The sequence below is a fragment of the Streptantibioticus rubrisoli genome (genome assembly GCF_024436055.1).
In the GTDB taxonomy this organism is placed as follows: domain Bacteria; phylum Actinomycetota; class Actinomycetes; order Streptomycetales; family Streptomycetaceae; genus Streptantibioticus_A; species Streptantibioticus_A rubrisoli.
In genome coordinates, this window is sequence record NZ_JANFNH010000056.1 from 1 (window position 1) to 19,200 (window position 19,200).

15 protein-coding genes are annotated in these 19,200 nt (G+C 68.8%); 5 read left to right on the forward strand and 10 right to left on the reverse strand.

The window, feature by feature from the left end; all coding sequences use genetic code 11:
- Together NON19_RS29805 and uvrA are read right to left on the reverse strand one after the other, a co-directional pair.
- Positions 1–381 (reverse strand): Rieske (2Fe-2S) protein (locus NON19_RS29805; protein WP_255932272.1); only part of this gene is annotated, 381 nt, incomplete at its 3' end.
- A gap of 121 nt (positions 382–502) precedes the next feature.
- On the reverse strand, positions 503–3,580 hold the full coding sequence (uvrA, locus tag NON19_RS29810) for an excinuclease ABC subunit UvrA (RefSeq protein ID WP_255932273.1): 3,078 nt from the start codon (positions 3,578–3,580) through the stop codon (positions 503–505).
- Positions 3,581–3,866: 286 nt separating this feature from the next.
- On the opposite strand from uvrA, the gene NON19_RS29815 reads away from it, so the two are divergent.
- Positions 3,867–4,595, forward strand: coding sequence for a maleylpyruvate isomerase family mycothiol-dependent enzyme (locus tag NON19_RS29815; protein WP_255932274.1), 729 nt, complete (start codon positions 3,867–3,869; stop codon positions 4,593–4,595).
- A gap of 4 nt (positions 4,596–4,599) precedes the next feature.
- Positions 4,600–5,256, forward strand: coding sequence for an MBL fold metallo-hydrolase (locus NON19_RS29820; RefSeq protein ID WP_255932275.1), 657 nt, complete (start codon positions 4,600–4,602; stop codon positions 5,254–5,256).
- Between the two features lie 44 nt (positions 5,257–5,300).
- Here the strand turns inward: NON19_RS29820 and NON19_RS29825 are convergent, their stop codons facing one another.
- From NON19_RS29825 to uvrB, 4 genes are all read right to left on the reverse strand, one after another.
- On the reverse strand, positions 5,301–5,633 hold the full coding sequence (locus NON19_RS29825) for a DUF3761 domain-containing protein (protein WP_255932276.1): 333 nt from the start codon (positions 5,631–5,633) through the stop codon (positions 5,301–5,303).
- Between the two features lie 194 nt (positions 5,634–5,827).
- Positions 5,828–6,838 carry a cytochrome c oxidase assembly protein gene (locus NON19_RS29830; protein WP_372514345.1) on the reverse strand — a complete coding sequence of 337 codons (1,011 nt, stop codon included), beginning with the start codon at positions 6,836–6,838 and terminating at the stop codon, positions 5,828–5,830.
- A 100-nt stretch (positions 6,839–6,938) separates the two neighbouring features.
- A complete protein-coding gene (locus tag NON19_RS29835; RefSeq protein ID WP_255932278.1) occupies positions 6,939–7,898 on the reverse strand; it encodes a TerC family protein in 960 nt (319 codons plus the stop codon).
- A gap of 80 nt (positions 7,899–7,978) precedes the next feature.
- On the reverse strand, positions 7,979–10,078 hold the full coding sequence (gene uvrB, locus NON19_RS29840; protein ID WP_303654497.1) for an excinuclease ABC subunit UvrB: 2,100 nt from the start codon (positions 10,076–10,078) through the stop codon (positions 7,979–7,981).
- Positions 10,079–10,204: 126 nt separating this feature from the next.
- On the opposite strand from uvrB, the gene NON19_RS29845 reads away from it, so the two are divergent.
- Positions 10,205–10,747 carry a methylated-DNA--[protein]-cysteine S-methyltransferase gene (locus NON19_RS29845; protein ID WP_255932279.1) on the forward strand — a complete coding sequence of 181 codons (543 nt, stop codon included), beginning with the start codon at positions 10,205–10,207 and terminating at the stop codon, positions 10,745–10,747.
- Positions 10,748–11,134: 387 nt separating this feature from the next.
- On the opposite strand, the gene NON19_RS29850 is transcribed toward NON19_RS29845, so the two are convergent.
- Positions 11,135–11,866, reverse strand: coding sequence for a DUF7873 family protein (locus NON19_RS29850; RefSeq protein ID WP_255932280.1), 732 nt, complete (start codon positions 11,864–11,866; stop codon positions 11,135–11,137).
- Between the two features lie 228 nt (positions 11,867–12,094).
- The gene (locus NON19_RS29855) at positions 12,095–12,463 is read right to left on the reverse strand and encodes a tetratricopeptide repeat protein (protein WP_255932281.1); all 369 of its coding nucleotides are present in this window, start codon (positions 12,461–12,463) and stop codon (positions 12,095–12,097) included.
- 304 nt (positions 12,464–12,767) lie between these two features.
- On the opposite strand from NON19_RS29855, the gene NON19_RS29860 reads away from it, so the two are divergent.
- Entirely contained in the window at positions 12,768–14,327 is a 1,560-nt protein-coding gene (locus NON19_RS29860; RefSeq protein WP_255932282.1) for a N,N-dimethylformamidase beta subunit family domain-containing protein, read from the forward strand.
- 171 nt (positions 14,328–14,498) lie between these two features.
- On the opposite strand, the gene coaE is transcribed toward NON19_RS29860, so the two are convergent.
- Together coaE and NON19_RS29870 are read right to left on the reverse strand one after the other, a co-directional pair.
- Positions 14,499–15,113, reverse strand: coding sequence for a dephospho-CoA kinase (gene coaE, locus NON19_RS29865; protein ID WP_255932283.1), 615 nt, complete (start codon positions 15,111–15,113; stop codon positions 14,499–14,501).
- A 112-nt stretch (positions 15,114–15,225) separates the two neighbouring features.
- Positions 15,226–16,158, reverse strand: coding sequence for a PAC2 family protein (locus tag NON19_RS29870; RefSeq protein ID WP_255932308.1), 933 nt, complete (start codon positions 16,156–16,158; stop codon positions 15,226–15,228).
- Positions 16,159–16,524: 366 nt separating this feature from the next.
- Here NON19_RS29870 and NON19_RS29875 point away from each other — a divergent pair, with 366 nt between their 5' ends.
- Positions 16,525–19,122 (forward strand): GH92 family glycosyl hydrolase, encoded by a 2,598-nt coding sequence (locus NON19_RS29875; RefSeq protein ID WP_255932284.1) that lies wholly within the window; start codon positions 16,525–16,527, stop codon positions 19,120–19,122.
- Positions 19,123–19,200 lie beyond the last annotated feature (78 nt).

A 19,200-nucleotide genomic window follows, 5' to 3' on the forward strand; every position in this document is an offset into this window, starting at 1 on the left:
GGCCCGTACCGGAACCTCCGGCAGCGGCGAAGCCGCTGGGCCCTGCTCGACCGCGCCGGTCAGGGCATTGAAGCGGCTGCCGTGGCAAGGGCAGGAGACGGCTGTGCCCTCAACGGTGTCCACCACGCACCCCGCGTGCGTGCAGACCGCGCTGAACGCCTTGTACGTCCCCTTGGTCGGCTGAGCGACGACAACCTTGTCGTCGCGGAACAGCATGGCGCCGCCGACCGGGATCTGGTCGGCGGATCCCAGCTCGGTGGGCGCGGTCGGAGCCGACGACGGCGTACCGCCGCCGGAGCAGGCGGTAAGGCCGAGGCCAGCTACCCCGGCGAGGGCTGCTCCCTGCAGCAGGGTGCGGCGGCAGGTGTGCTGTTCGGTCATGGTGAAGCTCTCCGCGCTCGGTACCAGGCCGCGCGCGGCAGCGTGCGCGCGTACTCGCCGACGCGCGGAACGCGTCACGTCGGCGAGTCGTACCCTACGCCTCGCGGCTGGGGGCCAGCGCTCAGCCCTTGCCGCCGTTTCCACCGGACCGCTTGCGCGGGGCGGGCACCTTCTTGGTCGCGGTGGCCACGGCCCGCCCGGCAGCCGCCTTCTTGGCCGAAGCGGCGGTCTTCGCCGCGCCCGTGGCTTTGTTCACGGCAGTGCTCTTCACCCGCCTGGCGTTCTTGGCGGAGCCGTCCTCCGCCGCGGACGCGCGCCGCCTGGTGCCCGTCCCGGACTGCGAGGCGCTGTCGCTCACCCGGTCCCCCAGGATCTCCCGGAGGAACTTGCCGGTGTGGCTGGACGGCACGCTGGCGACATCCTCGGGAGTGCCCTCGGCGACCACCAGGCCGCCGCCGCTGCCGCCTTCCGGGCCCATGTCGACGACCCAGTCGGCGGTCTTGATCACATCGAGGTTGTGCTCGATGACGATGACCGTGTTGCCCTTCTCGACCAGGCCGGACAGCACCTTGATCAGCTTGCTGATGTCCTCGAAGTGCAGACCGGTGGTGGGCTCGTCCAGTACGTAGACCGTGCGCCCTGTGGAGCGCTTCTGCAACTCGCTGGCGAGCTTGACCCGTTGTGCCTCGCCGCCGGAGAGCGTGGGCGCGCTCTGCCCGAGTCGTACGTATCCCAGGCCCACGTCGTGCAGGGTGCGCAGGTGTCGGGCGATGGCGGGCACCGCCTCGAAGAACTCCAGCGCCTCCTCGATGGGCATGTCCAGCACCTCGGAGATGGACTTGCCCTTGTAGTGGACCTCCAGCGTCTCGCGGTTGTAGCGGGCGCCGTGGCAGACCTCGCACGGAACGTAGACGTCCGGGAGGAAGTTCATCTCGATCTTGATGGTGCCGTCGCCGGAGCAGTTCTCGCAGCGGCCGCCCTTGACGTTGAAGGAGAAGCGTCCTGGCAGGTAGCCGCGGACCTTGGCCTCCATCGTCTCGGCGAACAGCTTGCGGATGTGGTCGAAGACGCCGGTGTAGGTGGCGGGGTTGGAGCGCGGGGTACGTCCGATCGGCGACTGGTCGACGTGGACCACCTTGTCGACCAGGTCGTCACCGTCGACCCGGGTGTGTCGGCCGGGTACCGCCCGGGCGCCGTTCAACTCGCGTGCCAGGTAGGTGTACAGGATGTCGTTGACCAACGTGGACTTGCCGGATCCGGAGACTCCGGTGACTGCCGTGAACACGCCGAGCGGGAACGACACCGAGATGTCGCGCAGATTGTTCTCCCGCGCGCCATGGACGGTCAGCTTCCGCTTGGGGTCGACGGGGCGGCGGACCTCCGGTGTCGCGATCTCCCGCTTGCCGGAAAGGTACTGGCCGGTCAGCGACTCCTTGTTGGTGAGCAGTTTGTCCAGCGATCCGGAGTGCACGACCTTGCCGCCGTGCTCGCCCGCGCCGGGGCCGATGTCCACGACCCAGTCGGAGGTGCGGATGGTGTCCTCGTCGTGTTCGACCACGATGAGGGTGTTGCCCAGGTCCCGCAGCCGGACCAGGGTTTCGATCAGGCGGTGGTTGTCCCGCTGGTGCAGGCCGATGGACGGCTCGTCCAGTACGTACAGCACGCCCACCAGGCCGGAGCCGATCTGGGTGGCCAGCCGGATGCGCTGTGCCTCGCCGCCGGAGAGGGTGCCCGCCGCCCGGTTGAGCGAGAGGTAGTCCAGGCCGACGTCGACCAGGAACCGCAGCCGCTCGTTGACCTCCTTGAGCACCCGTTCGGCGATGGTCTTCTCGCGCGGAGTGAGCTTGAGGGAGCGCAGGAACTCGGCGCAGTCGCTGATGGACATGGCCGAGACCTCGGCGATCGAGCGCTCGGCGACGGTGACCGCCAGCACGATCGGCTTCAGTCGGGTGCCGTCGCAGGTGGGGCAGGGCACCTCGCGCATGTAGCCCTCGAAGCGCTCCCGGCTGGAGTCGGTCTCGGCTTCGGAGTGCCGTCGCCGCACGAACGGGATGACGCCTTCGAAGGCGGTGGTGTAGGAGCGCTCGCGTCCGTACCGGTTCCGGTAGCGCACCGCGATCTGGGTCTTGTGCCCGTACAGCAGGGCTTTCTTGGCGCGTTGTGGCAGTCCGGCCCAGGGGATGTCGGTACGGAAGCCGAGTTCGTCGGCGAGTGCGCCGACGAGCCGGGCGAAGTAGTCCTTGGTGTGTCCGAGCGACCAGGGGGCGAGGGCGCCGTCGTCGAGCGACTTCTCCTCGTCGGGGACGATCAGCTCGGGGTCGACCTCCATGCGGGTGCCGATGCCGGTGCAGTCGGGGCAGGCGCCGAAGGGCGAGTTGAAGGAGAAGGAGCGCGGCTCCAGTTCCTCGAAGGATAGGTCGTCGTAGGGGCAGTAGAGGTGCTCGGAGAACATCCGCTCGCGCTGCGGGTCATCCTCGGGCAGGTCGACGAAGTCCAGGATCACCATGCCGCCGGAGAGCCCGAGCGCGGTCTCCACCGAGTCGGTCAGCCGCCGCTTGGCGCTCTCCTTGACGGTGAGGCGGTCGACGACCACCTCGATGGTGTGCTTCTCCTGCTTCTTGAGCTTGGGCGGGTCGGTGAGCTGGATAGTCGTTCCGTCCACCCGGGCCCTGCTGTAGCCCTTGCTCTGCAGGTCGGCGAAGAGGTCGACGTACTCGCCCTTGCGCTCTCGGACCAGCGGGGAGAGGACCTGGAAGCGGCTGCCCTCCTCCAGTTCGAGCACCCGGTCGACGATGGCCTGCGGGGACTGCCGGGAGATCGGGCGGTTGCACTGGGGGCAGTGTGGTTTGCCGATGCGGGCGAACAGCAGTCGCAGGTAGTCGTAGACCTCGGTGATGGTGCCCACGGTCGAGCGGGGGTTGCGCGAGGTGGACTTCTGGTCGATCGAGACGGCTGGGGAGAGTCCCTCGATGAAGTCGACGTCGGGCTTGTCCATCTGCCCGAGGAACTGCCGGGCGTAGGAGGAGAGCGACTCGACGTAGCGGCGCTGCCCCTCGGCGAAGATCGTGTCGAACGCCAGGGACGACTTACCGGATCCGGAGAGTCCGGTGAAGACGATCAGCGAGTCCCGTGGGAGGTCCAGTGAGACGTTCTTGAGGTTGTGCTCGCGAGCGCCGCGGACAGTGAGTCGATCGGCCACGCCGGTCCGTACCTTTCGTAGAAACGGAGGGGCAGCACCCCCCGATCAGCGTAGCCGGGGCGCCTTCCGTTCTTCCTGTCGTCTTCTTCGAGTCTGTCATCGATGTGCTTCCATCGAGCCTATAGCACGCGCATTCGATTTACGGCCGTCTCGCGCCATGTTCACCCGACCGAGTGAGCCGCGCTAGCGTCGTACGTGATCGGGATCGTTCCGTGCGGATCGTCCGTTGAAGATCGGCAGAGGGCGACGAAGATCGCAGAGCAGAGCCGACGAGCGGGAGGCCTCCGTGTCCGTCCAACGACCTGATCCCGTCAGCGACGCGGCCGCCGTGCGCGACGCCACGCGGCAGCTCATCGACGCGGTATCGGCACTCGACCCGCCAGCCGTCGCCGAGCCCTCGCTGCTCCCAGGCTGGACCCGCGGCCACGTACTGGCCCATCTCGCCCGCAACGCCGATGCCCTGGTCAATCTGCTGACCTGGGCGCGCACGGGCGAGGAGACGCCGATGTACGTCAGCGAGGAGGCGCGGGACAAGGACATCGAGGACGGTGCCGGACGCGCCCTGCCTGAGCAGTTGGACGACCTGCGGCGCAGCGCCGAACGGTTCGACGAGGCCGTCGCCGCGTTGCCGCCGCAGGCGTGGGCGGCCCAGGTCCACACCCGGCAGGGCGGGGTGCTCCCCGCCGCCGAGATTCCGGCGAAGCGGCTCGCCGAGATCCATCTGCACCACGTCGACCTCGGCATCGGCCGTACCTGTGAGGATCTGCCTGAGGACTTCGCGGCCCGCGAGGTCGCCTCGATCATCGACCGGCTCTCCGGTCATGAGGGGATCGCCGCGGTGCGGCTGCACGACACCCGCACCGGCGAGACCTGGGACATCGGCGCGGCCGAGACTCCCGAGCTCACCGTCAGCGGGAGCACCCACGCCCTGCTCGGCTGGCTCAGCGGCCGCGGCGGCGGGGAGTTGAGCCGCGATCCCGACGTGCCCCTGCCCACACTCCCACCGCTAGGGTGACGCCATGTCATACACCGGAGCAGTAAAGGTCGGCGGCCCGCCCGACGTGCACGAGCTCACCGACCTCATAATCTCCAAGGTCGCCGTGGGTCCGATGGACAACAACGCCTATCTGTTGCGCTGCCGTGCGACCGACGAGCAGCTGCTGATCGACGCCGCCGCCGAGCCGCACACCCTGCTGGCCATGATCGGCGACAGCGGCATCGCGTCCGTGGTCACCACGCACCGGCACGGCGACCACTGGGGCGCGCTGCGCGAGGTGGTGGATGCCACCGGCGCGCGTACGTATGCCGGGCGGTATGACGCCGAGGGCATTCCGGTTCCGACCGATGTGCTGGTGGACGACGGTGACACGGTGCTGGTCGGTCGGGTGGAGCTGACCGCGCGGCATCTGGTGGGGCACACCCCGGGCAGCATCGCGCTGGTCTACGACGACCCGCACGGTCACCCCCATGTCTTCACCGGTGACTGCCTGTTCCCGGGAGGGGTGGGCAACACGCACAACGATCCGAAGGCGTTCACCAGCCTGATCGAGGATGTCGAGACGAAGCTGTTCGGTGAGCTTCCCGACGAGACGTGGGTGTATCCGGGGCACGGTGGCGACACCACGCTGGGCGCGGAGCGGCCGCATCTGGCGGAGTGGCGCGCCCGGGGGTGGTGAGCTGCGCGGCTGGGGAGCCAGCCGCGCCGCGCGGAAGGGGTCGCTTACTTGAACCAGTAGCGGACGCCGCGGTGGTGTGAGCAGGTGCCGGAGAAGTGGGCGGAGTAGCTGAAGGTGCCGTCCTTGCACTGGGCGGTGGCGCCGCGCGGATGCCTGATCCAGGGGGCGCACTTCCCGGTGGTGTGGTGTGCGCAGTGGGCGACGGTGCGGGTGGTGGCCGCGTGCGCTTCGCCCGCTGGCAGCAGGAGGGCCGCTGCGGCCATGGCGGCCGCTGCGGCCTTTGTGAGTTTGCGTGCCCGGGGAAGGGCGCGGGTGGATATGACGGTGGATATGGCGCTTGGGTACGCGCGCTCAGACGGTGTGCTGGTGCGGCTCATGGCCATCCCCCTTCGGGTGGTGTCGAGGCACCGATCCTCGTCGCACCGCCAGGTCGAGAGTGGGGGAACTCCGCGGTTGTGATGGTTCGGTGACGGTGCCGCGACCGTGTTGTGCCCGGTTGAGGTCGCGGCGGTAAGGGGTTTGACTTGCAGCCGCGGCGCTGCGGGTTCCAGCCTCCGTCGGGGCAGGGCGCCTATCGGCGGCCGGTGTTGCGGCGGACGCGTGCGGCCACCTCGCCGCCCTCGGTTTCCCACCAGGGGCGGACCATCTCGGGGGCGGCGGCAGGAGCGGCCGCGCCCGCGGGGGTGGCGGTCGTCGTGGCGGCCGGGACGGTGACCAGTTCGCGGTCCAGCCGGGCGTCCAATTCCGCGGTCTTGGCACGTTCGGCGCGCCACCACTCGGTGAACACGGCGAACAGGAACGGCAGTCCGACCAGTTCGGCGATGGTCAGCATCAGTCCGCCGCCGATCTGCTGGTCCCGTTGCAGGGTGGGACCCCAGTTGCGGGGGTGGGTGGCGTACCAGTGGCCAGCCACCAGGGTGCCGCTGAGCATCACCACGATGCCGGGGATGGAGTCGAACAGTCCGTCGACGAACACCAGCAGCGCCCGTACCGGATGGGTGCACCAGCGGGGCAGCATCTCCTGCCGGGTGAGCATCGGCAGTACGAACAGGCAGCCGGTGACCAGCAGTTGAAGGTGCATGAGCTGGCGTACGACGTCATCGCGCAGCGCCGTCTGGAAGTACGGCGTGAAGTAGATGGACAGTTCGGAGGCGAGCACCAGGACCGTGCTGACGAACGGGAAGGTGAGCAGCCGCACCACCTTGCTGCCCATCGCGGCGTCCAGTCGGCGTCGTCCGGGTTCGGACAGTGCGCGTCCGGCCAGGGCCAGTGGGTCGCCGAGGGCGAGGCCGAGCGGGGCGATCAGGTCGAGCACGATGTTCTGCACGGCGGCGGGCCAGAACAGCACTCTGCTGTACACCATGAGGGCGCCCATGGTGGCGAAAGCGATCATGCCCAGGCCCATGATCGCGAAGGCGACCGTCCGGGCGAGCGGCCAGCTCTCGCCGCGCTGGCGCAGCCATACCAGCGCGGTCGCGTACAGCGCGCCGAGCAGCACGATGAACGCGAGCGCGACCGGGTCGAGTTCCCAGCTGCTCAGGAAGCGGGAGACCGTCAGTTCCGGCAGACTCCGCACCGCCACTGTGCTCACCGGCGTCCTCCTGCCCTCTTGTGGGATGTCTGATTCGGCTGGATTGCCGCATCCACGTTAGACGCTGGGCGGCGCCGCACTGTACGCGACCCTACGGTTGGGCGTCGGCTGCGTTCTTCTTGGAGGTCAGCAGGCTGGTGGCGGTGGTCACCGCGAGGACGACGATGATGACGCCGAGCGAGACGGGGACGGAGATCTCGGGTGCCGGTACCCCGGACTCGTGCAGGGCGTGCAGCACCAGCTTGACGCCGATGAAGCCGAGGATGACGGACAGCCCGTAGGACAGGTGCACCAGCCGCTTGAGCAGGCCGCCGATGAGGAAGTACAGCTGGCGCAGTCCCATCAGGGCGAAGGCGTTGGCGGTGAAGACGATGTACGGGTCCTGGGTGAGGCCGAAGATGGCGGGAATGGAGTCGAGGGCGAACAGGATGTCGGCGCTGCCGATCGCCAGGACGACGATGAGCATCGGCGTCATCAGCCGCTTGCCGTCCTGGACGACGAGCAGTCGGGTGCCGTGGTAGGCGCCGGTGGACGGCACCCGCTTCTCGATGGCCTTGAGGACCTTGTTCTCCTCGTACTCCTCGTCGGGCTTGTCGGCTCTGGCTTCCTGGATCAGCTTCCACGCGGTCCAGATGAGGAAGGCGCCGAAGATGTAGAAGACCCAGGAGAAGCTGGCGATGAGCGCGGCGCCCGCGGCGATGAACGCGGCGCGCAGCACCAGGGCGATCAGTACCCCGATGAGCAGGACGCGTTGCTGGTACCTGCTGGGCACGGCGAACTTGGCCATGATCAGGACGAAGACGAAGAGGTTGTCGACGCTGAGTGACTTCTCGGTGATGAAACCCGCGAAGAACTCTCCGGCTGATTGTCCGCCCTTGAAGGCCAGCAGACCGAACCCGAAGAGGACGGCGAGCACGGTCCACACCACGGACCAGATCGCGGCTTCCTTGATCGAGACCTCGTGCGGCTTGCGACCGATGAAGAAGTCGACCGCGATCAAGGCGCACAGCCCGAGGATGGTCGCGACCCACAGGCCGAGAGAGACGTCCATCCCCGAGACAGTACAGGAATCACCAAGTCAAGGTAAAGTAAACGCCAAATGCGCAGGTCATATGGCGCGTCGATGGTTCATCAGGCCACTCCGGCCTCCCGCATCTGCCGCAGTTCCTTCTTCAGCTCGCCCACCTCGTCGCGCAGCCGAGCCGCCACCTCGAACTGCAGGTCGGCCGCGGCGGCATGCATCTGCGCCGTCAACTCGCCGATGAGGTCGGCGAGTTCCTCGGCGGGCAGGCTCTTCTTCCCGGCGCGCTTCTCGCCGGCCCTCGCCGACAGACCAGGCACCGGGGACTTGCCGCGGGAGCGCTGCCGCCCGGATCCCAGAAGCTCCTCGGTGTCGGCGTCCTCGCGGGCGAAGGAGTCGAGGATGCCCGCGATCTTCTTGCGCAGCGGCTGCGGATCGATCCCGCGCTCCGTGTTGTAGGCCATCTGCTTCTCGCGGCGGCGGTTGGTCTCCTCGATCGCCCGCTCCATGCCCGGGGTGATCTTGTCCGCGTACATATGGACCTGTCCGGAGACGTTGCGCGCCGCACGGCCGATGGTCTGGATCAGCGACGTGCCCGAGCGCAGGAAGCCCTCCTTGTCCGCGTCGAGGATCGCCACCAGCGACACCTCGGGAAGGTCCAGGCCCTCGCGAAGCAGGTTGATGCCGACCAGTACGTCGAACTCGCCCGCCCGCAGGTCGCGCAGCAGCTCGACGCGGCGCAGCGTGTCGATGTCACTGTGCAGGTACCGCACCTGGATGCCGAGTTCCAGCATGTAGTCGGTGAGGTCCTCGGCCATCTTCTTGGTGAGCGTGGTGACCAGTACACGTTCGTCCTTCTCCGCGCGCACCCGGATCTCGTGGACGAGGTCGTCGATCTGGCCCTCGGTGGGCTTGACGATGACCTCGGGGTCGACCAGGCCGGTGGGGCGGATGATCTGTTCCACGACGCCGTCCGAGCGGGAGATCTCGTACGGCCCCGGGGTGGCCGACAGATAGACGGTCTGGCCGATCCGCTCCAAAAACTCCTCCCACTTCAGCGGCCGGTTGTCCAACGCGGACGGCAGCCGGAAGCCGTGCTCGATCAGGGTGCGCTTGCGGGACGCGTCGCCCTCGTACATCGCGCCGATCTGCGGCACGGTGACATGCGACTCGTCGATGACCAGCAGGAAGTCCTCGGGGAAGTAGTCGAGGAGGGTGTTGGGCGCGGAACCGGGCTCACGGCCGTCGATGTGCCGCGAGTAGTTCTCGATGCCGGAGCAGGTACCGATCTGCCGCATCATCTCGATGTCGTACGTGGTGCGCATCCGCAGCCGCTGGGCCTCCAGCAGCTTGTTCTGCTTCTCCAGCGTGGCGAGGGTGCCCTCCAGCTCCTGCTCGATCCCGGTGATCGCCCGCTCCATGCGCTCGGGCCCGGCCACGTAGTGCGTGGCCGGGAAGACGTACAGCTCCTGGTCGTCGGTGACGACCTCACCGGTGAGCGGGTGGAGCGTGGACAGCGCCTCGATCTCGTCGCCGAACATCTCGATGCGCACGGCGAGTTCCTCGTAGACCGGGAAGATCTCGATGGTGTCGCCGCGCACCCGGAAGGTGCCCCGGGTGAACGCCATGTCGTTGCGGGTGTACTGGATGTCCACGAAGCGGCGTAGCAACTGGTCGCGGTCGATCTCCTCTCCCACCCGCAGCCGCACCATCCGGTCCACGTACTCCTGCGGGGTGCCCAGGCCGTAGATGCAGGAGACCGAGGCGACCACCACCACGTCGCGCCGGGTGAGCAGCGAGTTCGTGGCGGAGTGGCGCAGCCGCTCGACCTCCTCGTTGATGGAGGAGTCCTTCTCGATGTAGGTGTCCGTCTGCGGGACGTACGCCTCCGGCTGGTAGTAGTCGTAGTAGGAGACGAAGTACTCGACCGCGTTGTTGGGCAGCAGCTCGCGGAACTCGTTGGCGAGCTGGGCGGCGAGCGTCTTGTTCGGGGCCATGACCAGGGTCGGCCGCTGGAGCTTCTCGATCATCCACGCGGTGGTCGCCGACTTGCCGGTGCCGGTGGCGCCGAGCAGCACGACATCCTTCTCTCCCGCGCGGATCCGCCGGTCCAGCTCAGCGATGGCCGCTGGCTGGTCCCCGCTGGGCTGGTAGGGGCTGACGACCTCGAAGGGCGCCACCTTGCGTTCGATATCAGATACGGGCCGCATGGATTCACCGTACGACCCACCACTGACAACGGGCGTACCAAGCCACTCGATTGTGATGCTGGTGGGGCTGAAGTGACGGAAGACAACGCGGCGGCCGTTGTCAGTGCCCGGTTCTAGGCTGGCCGCGTGACGGAATCGAACCGGACCGTGAGCTGGTCCGTGCAGGACACCCCGATCGGGCCGCTGCTGCTCGCCGCGACGCGGGAGGGCCTGGTCAACGTCGTCTTCCGGGCCGGGGAGGAGACGGCGCGGGACGCCGTGGCCCGGCTCGCCGCCCGGTTCGGCACCGAGCCGGTGCGCGACCGGTCCAGCCATCTGGACCAGGCGATAGGTGAGCTGCACGGATACTTCTCCGGCACGCTGCGCCAGTTCACGGTGGCACTCGACTGGTCGCTGTGTGCCGGGTTCAACCGCCGGGTGTTGCATGAGCTCGCCGACGGCGTCCCGTACGGCACGGTCGTCGGCTACCAGACGCTGGCCGACCGGGTGGGCGAGCCGGGCGCGGCCCGCGCGGTCGGCATGGCGATGGGCGCCAATCCGCTTCCGGTGGTCGTGCCGTGCCACCGGGTGGTGGAGAGCGACGGTGGGATCGGCGGCTTCGGCGGCGGCCTGGAGATCAAGCGGGCGCTGCTGGCGCTGGAAGGGGTGCTGCCGGAACCGCTGTTCTGAACGGCCGCGCGGCGGGCGACGGAGCGGGCGGGAGCGGACTCGGGGGCGTAGCCTGCCCCCGAGCCCTCGGAATGCCGCCGTACGTGGGCACACCGAACCGGTTGAGAGCGCGGATCAGTTTCATGTCGTCGTGTTCTGCCTTTGAACTACCACGCATCGTTGGCTGCGCGGGCCGGACTTGAACCGGCATCCGACGACCAAGCCCGGCTCGGTCGGTTCGGCGATCGGCGGCGAATGCTGAGTCTGGAGCGAGAGTCTGAGATTGATCGTGTTCCGGTTCGAGTGCCCGGAGCACGCCGTCACGACAAGCTTCAGCTTCAGCTTGCGCTCCTCGCGCACCCCAACCGCACTGGGGCGGCCGGGGAGTTCACCACGGTATACGAGGTGCTACCCGAAGAGGTAGCCGAATACCTTCTCGCCGACGCGCTGGTCGGTGACCTCGGTGCCGTTCGCCTCCTCTCGGGCGAACTTCACCGCCTGCTGCAACTTCTCCACCCGGGCCAGCAGTTCGTTGACCCGTCGGGCCGGGAGCGCGCCGGAGAACTTCACGGTGGTCCAGTAACCCACCGGCACGTCCTCGTAGTACACCTCCACCTGAGCCGGATGCTTGTCGGTGGCCTCGGCCTTGACGTGGTTGCGCGGCACCTTCTTCGTCCGCACGGTGCGCACCGGCTCGGTGCGCCACCAGTCGGTGGACGGGTCGAGCGACCAGGACTCGGCGCCGTCAAGCACCGGCAACTTGCGCAGGAAGGTGGCCAGTTCGGCCAGCTGCTTCTCCAGGAACAGCAGGTAGGACACGGGCACCTCGCGCAGCAGTACCTGTCCGTCGACGGTGATGTCGGCGCGCGCGGTGCGGTTGGCCCAGTCCTTGGTGGCGGTGATGTCGAACAGCCGGGTCAGCGTGGTCGCGGTGTCCCGCAGTACGTCCTCGGCCTTGACCTGCACCCGGGTGGACTCCGGCGGCAGTTGCTCGCCCTCCTCGTCCTTCGGCTGGTAGGTACGGGATATCCCGGCCAGCAACGCGGGCTTGGTGAGCCCGTGGTGAGCGGCCGCCAGATCCTGGTGGGAGCTGGCCTTGACGCCCTTCTCGACTGCGATGATCTGATTGAGTTTCGCCACGCCATGGACGGTAGCAGGCATGGCCGAAACGCATCGAACGGTTATCCACACGGTCGCCAGCCCGACGTCCGCACCGGAGGTCCGGGACTGCTCCTCGGCGGGTGCGCGGCAGCGGACCGGGTACTCGGCGCAGCGTCCGCCGCGACCCGTCCGCCTGGTATCCGATGCGCGACGGCGGCCCCGGCCCTGGCAGCGGGACGGATCGGCCGCCGTGTGGTAGCCGCCCGATCAGCTCTGTCCGCCGAACCCCGCCGCCTGCACGTACTCCGGTTTCGGGTCGAGGGCGGCGGCCAGGCGGAAGTGGCGTTTGGCCTGGTCGGCCCGGTTGGCGCGCTGCAAGGTACGGGCCAGGGCGAAGTGGGCGTAGGCGTTGGTCGGCTCGCGTTCCAGCACCATCTGGAAGTCCTCTTCGGCGGAACGCAGTTGGGCGGCCATGAAGTAGGCCCGGGCGCGCAGCAGCCGAGCGGAGATGCTTTCCGGATGGGCGGCTATGACCGCGTCCAGTAGCTTCACCGCCCCGCGCGGATCGCGGGCAGCCAGCAGCCGCTCCGCGGCGCGGAAGTCTATGACGTTGGTCTCCGGGGTGCGCTCGGGCACGTCCGCCTCCTTCCAGGGGCGCGGCCGACTGCCGTCCACCGTCCCAGCACTACCCAACATCGACTCGCACAACCGCATTCCCGGCCGACTGCCAGGGGTGCCCCATCTGGAGCAACGCCCACGACCGGCTCGCGGCGCCCGGCGCGGCCCGCTCCGGGGCGGGCCGCGACCGCCGTACCGCGCTACTAGCCGGTGCGAGGAGCTAGCGTCCGTCGCACGGTGGGCCCGTGAGCCTGAACGCACGGGTCACCGACTGCGCACATGAACATGCGCATCGTGGCCGGGTCGGATCGAGGAGCACCTCATGGGCGACGTGGGCTGGGACCGTCGACACTTCCTCGGGGCCGCGGCCGGCGTGGGCGTGGGGGCGCTGGCCGCCGGATGCATCACAGGTGGCAGCACGGGCGGCGGGTCGACGCGGCCGGGCCACGCGGACCCGCTGGCGGCGGAGAACGCACTGCCTGGCGACCACGACTGGGGGCTGGCCCGCCGGGGCACCGACCGGGCGGTGGAAGGCTACGCGGACCGGATCAGCGTGCTGCCCGGCGAGACGTTCCACCTCCATGTCTCCACCACCGCCAAGGGCTTTCGCGCCGAGGCGTTCCGGATGGGCTGGTACGGCGGTGCGCAGGCGCGCAGGGTATGGGCCAGCGAGCACATACCCGGCGGCGCCCAGCCGGTTCCGGCGGCACACGGCGACACCCGTACCGTCTCGGCGGGCTGGCAGCCGTCCCTGGCGATCAGCACCCGGGGCTGGCCAGAAGGTGCCTATCTGATCCGGCTCACCTCGGACTCCGGGGAGCAGCGGTACGTGCCCCTCACCGTCCGCTCCGCGTCCACCGCGGGCAAGCTGGTGCTGGTCAACGCGGTCGGCACCTGGCAGGCGTACAACACCTGGGGCGGACACAGCCTCTACCAAGGGCCCGGCGGCAAGTCCGACTACGACAACCGCTCGCTGGCGGTCAGTTGCGACCGTCCGTACGACCGGGACGGCGCGCCGCTGTTCACCACCTACGAGCAGCCCGCGATAGCGCTCGCGGAGAAGCTGGGCCTGCCGTTGGCCTATGTGACGAACATCGACATCGACCGCGACCCCCAACTGCTGTACGGCGCGAGGGCGATCGTCTCGCTCGGCCATGACGAGTACTGGACCCCGGCGATGCGGGACCGGGTGACCGCCGCCAGGGACGCCGGGTGCAACCTCGCCTTCCTGGGGGCGAACGCCTGCTTCCGCCGGATCCGCCTGGAGGCCACCCCGGCCGGCCAGCGCCACCTGGTGGTCTGCTACAAGACCGACTGGCCGCACGACCCGATGAACGGCAGGGACGACGCGGCCGTGACCACCGACTGGCGGGCAGCTCCGCACCCCCGGCCGGAGAACTCGATGACGGGCACGCTGTACGAGTCCAATCCGACCTCCGCGCCCTATGTGGTGGCCGATCCCGGGCACTGGCTGTTCGAGGGGACCGGCGCCAGCCGTGGCACGAGCTTCGCCAACCTGGTCGGCACCGAGTACGACCGGGTCAACTCCGGTCAGGACACACCCCGCCCGATGGAGATCGTCGCCCACTCCAAGCTGGTGTGCCGTGGAGTGCGCTCCTACGGGGATTCCGCTTACTACACCACGGCCAGCGGCTCCGGGGTGTTCAACACCGGCACCATGCGCTGGGTCGAGTCGCTCACCGACGACCCGGGGCACGGGATTCCGCCGCACACCGCCGAGTTCACCTCACGGGTCACCGCGAACCTGTTCCGCGTCTTCGCCGCGGGGCCCGCCGGGCACACTCATCCGGCGAGGGACACCGTGGAGCAGTACCACCCGTACGACGGTGATCCCACCTGGACCAAGCAGAACCTGTGGTGACACCTGGAATGAAGCGCTCACTAACTTAGCGTTCGCTGCTTTGACTTAGCGCTCGCTGCTTTCCGGAAAGTTGGCGTCTGTGCTCCAACGACCGTTATCCCGAAGCCCGTTGACACCTTTCGCGGTTCCGGCCACCGCGCGCGGCCTGGGAGTAGACCTCGGTGTTCAAGGTCAGTTGGGGCGGCTGGGGTTCCCGGCGCGCTCCCGCAACGCTTCCCAGACCTTGCGCACCTGCGGTTCCAGGGCTTCCAGCGGTCCGTCGTTGTCGATCACGAAGTCGGCGATGGCGAGCCGCTGGCCCCGGTCGGCCTGGGCGGCCATCCGGGAGCGGGCCTCGTCCTCGGCCATGCCGCGCAGCCTGACCAGCCGGTCGAGTTGGGTCTGCGGGGCGGCGTCCACCACGACCACCAGGTCGAAGAGGGGGGCGAGGCCGTTCTCGGTCAGCAGGGGGACGTCATGGATGACGATCGCGTCATCGGCCGCGGCGGCTTCCAGTTCGGCGGAGCGGTCGCGGACCAGGGGATGCACGATGGCGTTGAGCGCCTTGAGGCGGTCGGGATCGGCGAACACGATGCCGCCGAGCTTCGGGCGGTCCAGGCTGCCGTCGGCGGCCAGTACCGCTTCCCCGAACTCGGCCACCACGGCGGCCAGGCCGGGCGTGCCCGGCTCCACCACCTCCCGGGCGATCCGGTCGGAGTCGATCACGACTGCGCCGTATGAGGCGAACAGCCGCGACACCTCACTCTTGCCGGCGCCGATTCCGCCGGTCAGTCCCACCTTCAACACGACCCCAGCGTATTGCCCTTCCGGCGGATCTGGGGGGTCGGGGTGCGAAGACCCGGCCCCGCCGGACCCCCGAGGCCACCGCGGCCCAAGCGCCGCACCGCCGACCGACGTGTCAGCCGCCGTCCGCCTCACGCTCAGCGAGGAACCGCTCGAACTCCGCCCCCAGATCGTCGGCGGTCGGCAGATCCGTGGGCTCGGCGAGCAGGTTCTCTCGGGCCCCAGCGCCCGCCAGGGCGTCGTACTGGTTCTCAAGCCCGCGCACCACCGACGTCAACTCCGCGTCACCCTCGGCGATCTGCCGCTCGATCTCCGCCTGGACGGTGTATGCCTGGGCGCGCAGCGCGTGCGCCGGGCCGGGCAGCACCAGTCCGGTGGCGGCGATGATCGCCTCCAGCACCGCCAGCGAGGCGTCCGGATACGGCGAACGGGCCAGATAGTGCGGCACATGGGCGGCCAGGCCCAGCACGTCGTGACCGGCCTGAGCCAGCCGCAGTTCGATCAGCGAGTCCGCGCTGCCGGGCACCTGCGCCTCATCGAACCAACTGCGGTGCCCGGGTGTGAGATCGGTGCGGTTGCCGTGCGGAGTCAGCCCGACCGGGCGGGTGTGCGGCACACCCATCGGAATGCCGTGGAAGTTGATCGAAAGCCGCACCCCGAACCGCTCGACCAGCCCGCCGACCGCCTCGGCGAACCGCTCCCACTGCACGTCCGGCTCCGGCCCGGACAGCAGCAGGAACGGCGTGCCCGTGGCGTCCTTCATCAGCCGCAGCGCCAACTCGGGCGCCGCGTAGCCCGACCAGTGGTCGCGCTGGAACGTCATCAGCGGGCGGCGGGCCCGGTAGTCCAGCAACTGGTCCACGTCGAACCGAGCCACCACCTGGTGTTCGAGGTTCTCCAGCAGCTCGTCCACCAGTTGCTCGCCGGTGTCACCCGCGTCGATGAAGCCCTCCAGGTGGTAGAGCAGCACCAGCCCACCGGCGTCCGCGGTATCGACCGCGTGGACGCCGTCCGGCTCGAACTCGTAAAGGCTCTGCGGATCCAGCACCGTGACCGTCCCTTCCACTCTCCCCTGTCATCAACGTAAGACGCGGCACTGACATTCCCGGGCCGTCAAACCGCGGACCGTCAGCCTTAGTTGACGCGACCTTGACAGTGCAGGTCAGCGGGGCCGAAGATCCACCGAGCAGCTGTGCGCTACCCCGGGACTGACAACGTTGTCGCCATGAAGGGACGCCGAGCCTTGAGCCATCGACCGACGCACCGCGGCATCATCGGACCGTTCGCCGTCCGGCACGACAGAACCCCGCGCCGGACGAGATCCCCGCACAGCGTGAGAGCACTCGGCCGACACCTGAAGTCGCCTCTGGTCGCCGTCTTCGCGGCGGCCTTCTTCACAGGCACACTGATTCCCATGGCGCACGCCGCACCCCCCTCGCAGAGCCAACTCACCAATCTGGTCAACCCGTTCATCGGGACGCAGAACGCGGGGAACACCTTCCCGGGCGCCGCCGTGCCGTTCGGGATGGTGCAGCTCTCCCCCGACACCGGGCACGACACCGGCTACGACTACGACCAGAGCGCCATCCGCGGCTTCAGCGCGGTACACCTGTCGGGGGTGGGCTGCGGGATCGGCGGCGACCTACCGGTGCTGCCCACCACCGGAGACATCTCCTCCACCGACTACGCGAAATACGCCGCCTCGTACTCTCACGCCCAGGAGCAGGCCTCGCCGGGCTACTACCGGGTGGGCCTGTCCTCGTACGGCGGCATCACCGCGGAGTTGACGGCCTCCACCCGCACGGGGTGGCAGCGCTACACCTTCCCCGCCACCACCAAGGCCAATGTGCTGCTCAACAGCGGGCAGGCGCTGCACGCCGTCAGCACCAGCACGGTCACCGTGCTGGACGACCGCACGGTGGCCACGGCCATTACCGGCCATGGCTTCTGTCAGGACACCAGGCCCTACACCGTATACACGGTCACCCGCTTCGACCGGCCGTTCACCGCTCACGGCACCTGGAGCGGCGGTACGGTCACCGACGGCTCCAACTCCTCGTCCGGCGGCGGGCCGCGCGGCGCCTACGTGCGCTTCGACACCACGTCGCAGCGCACGGTGACCGCCACCACGGCGATCAGCTATGTGAGCGTCGACGGCGCCAGGCGCAACCTCGCGCAGGAGGGCCGCGGCACCTTCGACAGCACCGCCCAGGCGGCACAGCGGTCCTGGGAGCAATGGCTGGAGCGGGTACGGGTACAGGGCGGCAGCGACGAGCGGCGCCGTACCTTCTACTCCTCGTTGTACCGCGCGCTGCTGTCCCCCAACACCGGCAGCGACGTGGACGGTTCCTACACCGGCTGGGACGGCCGCGTACATAGAGCCGCTGGGTTCACGTACTACCAGAACTGGTCGCTGTGGGACATCTACCGCACCCAGGCGCAGTTGCTGTCCCTGCTCGCTCCCGCGGAGATGCGGGACATGGCCATATCGCTGCTGAAGGTGAACGAGCAGGGCGGCTGGCTGCCCAAGTGGGCCTACGCCACGGTCGAGACCAACATCATGACCGGCGACCCGGTCACCCCGTTCCTGGTGAACGCCTACAACCAGGGGCTGTTGGCGGGCCATGAACAGGAGGCGTACCAGGCGCTGAAGAAGAACGCCGATTCGGTACCGCCGGCCAGCTCCCCCTACGAGGGCCGTGGCGGCAACCCGCGCTACCTGGTGGACGGTTACGTACCGCTGGACCCCAACGCCCCCCACAAGCCAGGCGACTTCGACTACGACCACGGCCCCTCGGCCACCTTGGAGTACGCGTTGGCGGACGCCGCCCTGGGCACGATGGCGCACAAGCTCGGCCACGAGGCGGACGCCCGGCGCTACCTGGCGCGCGGCCAGAACTACCGCAATGTCTTCGACCCGCGCACCGGGTTCTTCCGGGCCCGCGACCCGCAGGGGGTGTTCACCGGTCCTGCCGACCCCAAGAAGAGCGTGGGATTCCACGAGGGCACTGCCTGGCAGTATCTGTGGCTGGTTCCGCAGGACATCCCGGGGCTGGCGAAGCTGGTGGGCGGCTCGGAGGCCACCAACAAGCGGCTGGACTCCTTCTTCGCCTACCCGCAGTTGCTCAAGGACCCGGCCGGAACCGCCCGCAATATCTGGGTGAACGGTCCCTACACCTACTACAACCAGGACAAGTACAACCCTGACAACGAGCCGGACATCGTCGCCCCGTACACCTATCTGTCCACCGGACAGCCGTGGAAGACCACGGACGTGGTGCACGCGGCGCTGACCCTGTTCAGCGACACCCCGGACGGTATCACCGGAAACGACGACCTGGGCACGATGTCCGCGTGGCACGTGCTCTCCGCGATCGGGATCTTCCCGGTGACTGCCGGGATGGACACCTGGGGCCTGACCACCCCGGTCTTCGCCCGGATCGACCTGGCCCTGGACCAGCGGTACTTCCCGCACGGACATCTCACCATCACCGCGCCGGGCACCTCGGACAGCAAGCGGTACATCCAGTCGGTGCGGATCGATGGTCGGGCGCATTCGGCGACGTATGTCACGACCGGTGAGCTACGGGCGGGACGGGATATCGCCTTCACCGTGGGAGGTACACATTCCGCCTGGGGGACCAAGCCCTCCGACGCTCCTCCGGCGATCGTCGGCCGCCCGGTCGACCAGCACCACCTGGCGCTGGGCCTCACCCCGCCGACCGCGACAACACCGGCGGGCGGCACCGTGACCCTGACCGCCGACGCGGTGTTCACCCAGCCCGGCACCGCGACCGGCACACTGACCGTCTCCCCCGGTGGCCCGCTCACCGCCGACCCGGCGCAGCGGCGGCTGAGCCTGCGCTCCGGCAATCTGCCCGCTACGGCCGAGGTGCCGGTTCAGGTGAGCGTCCCAGCTGACACGGCGCCCGGAACGTACCAGGTGGTGGCTCGGCTGAAGGACGGACAGGGCACGACCGTCGACCGTACCGTCACCATCACCGTCACCTGAACGGGCGAACAAATGACGAGGTCCCGCCTCCCTTTCCGGGAGGCGGGACCTCGTATCAGCTAGCCCTCAGAGAGAAGC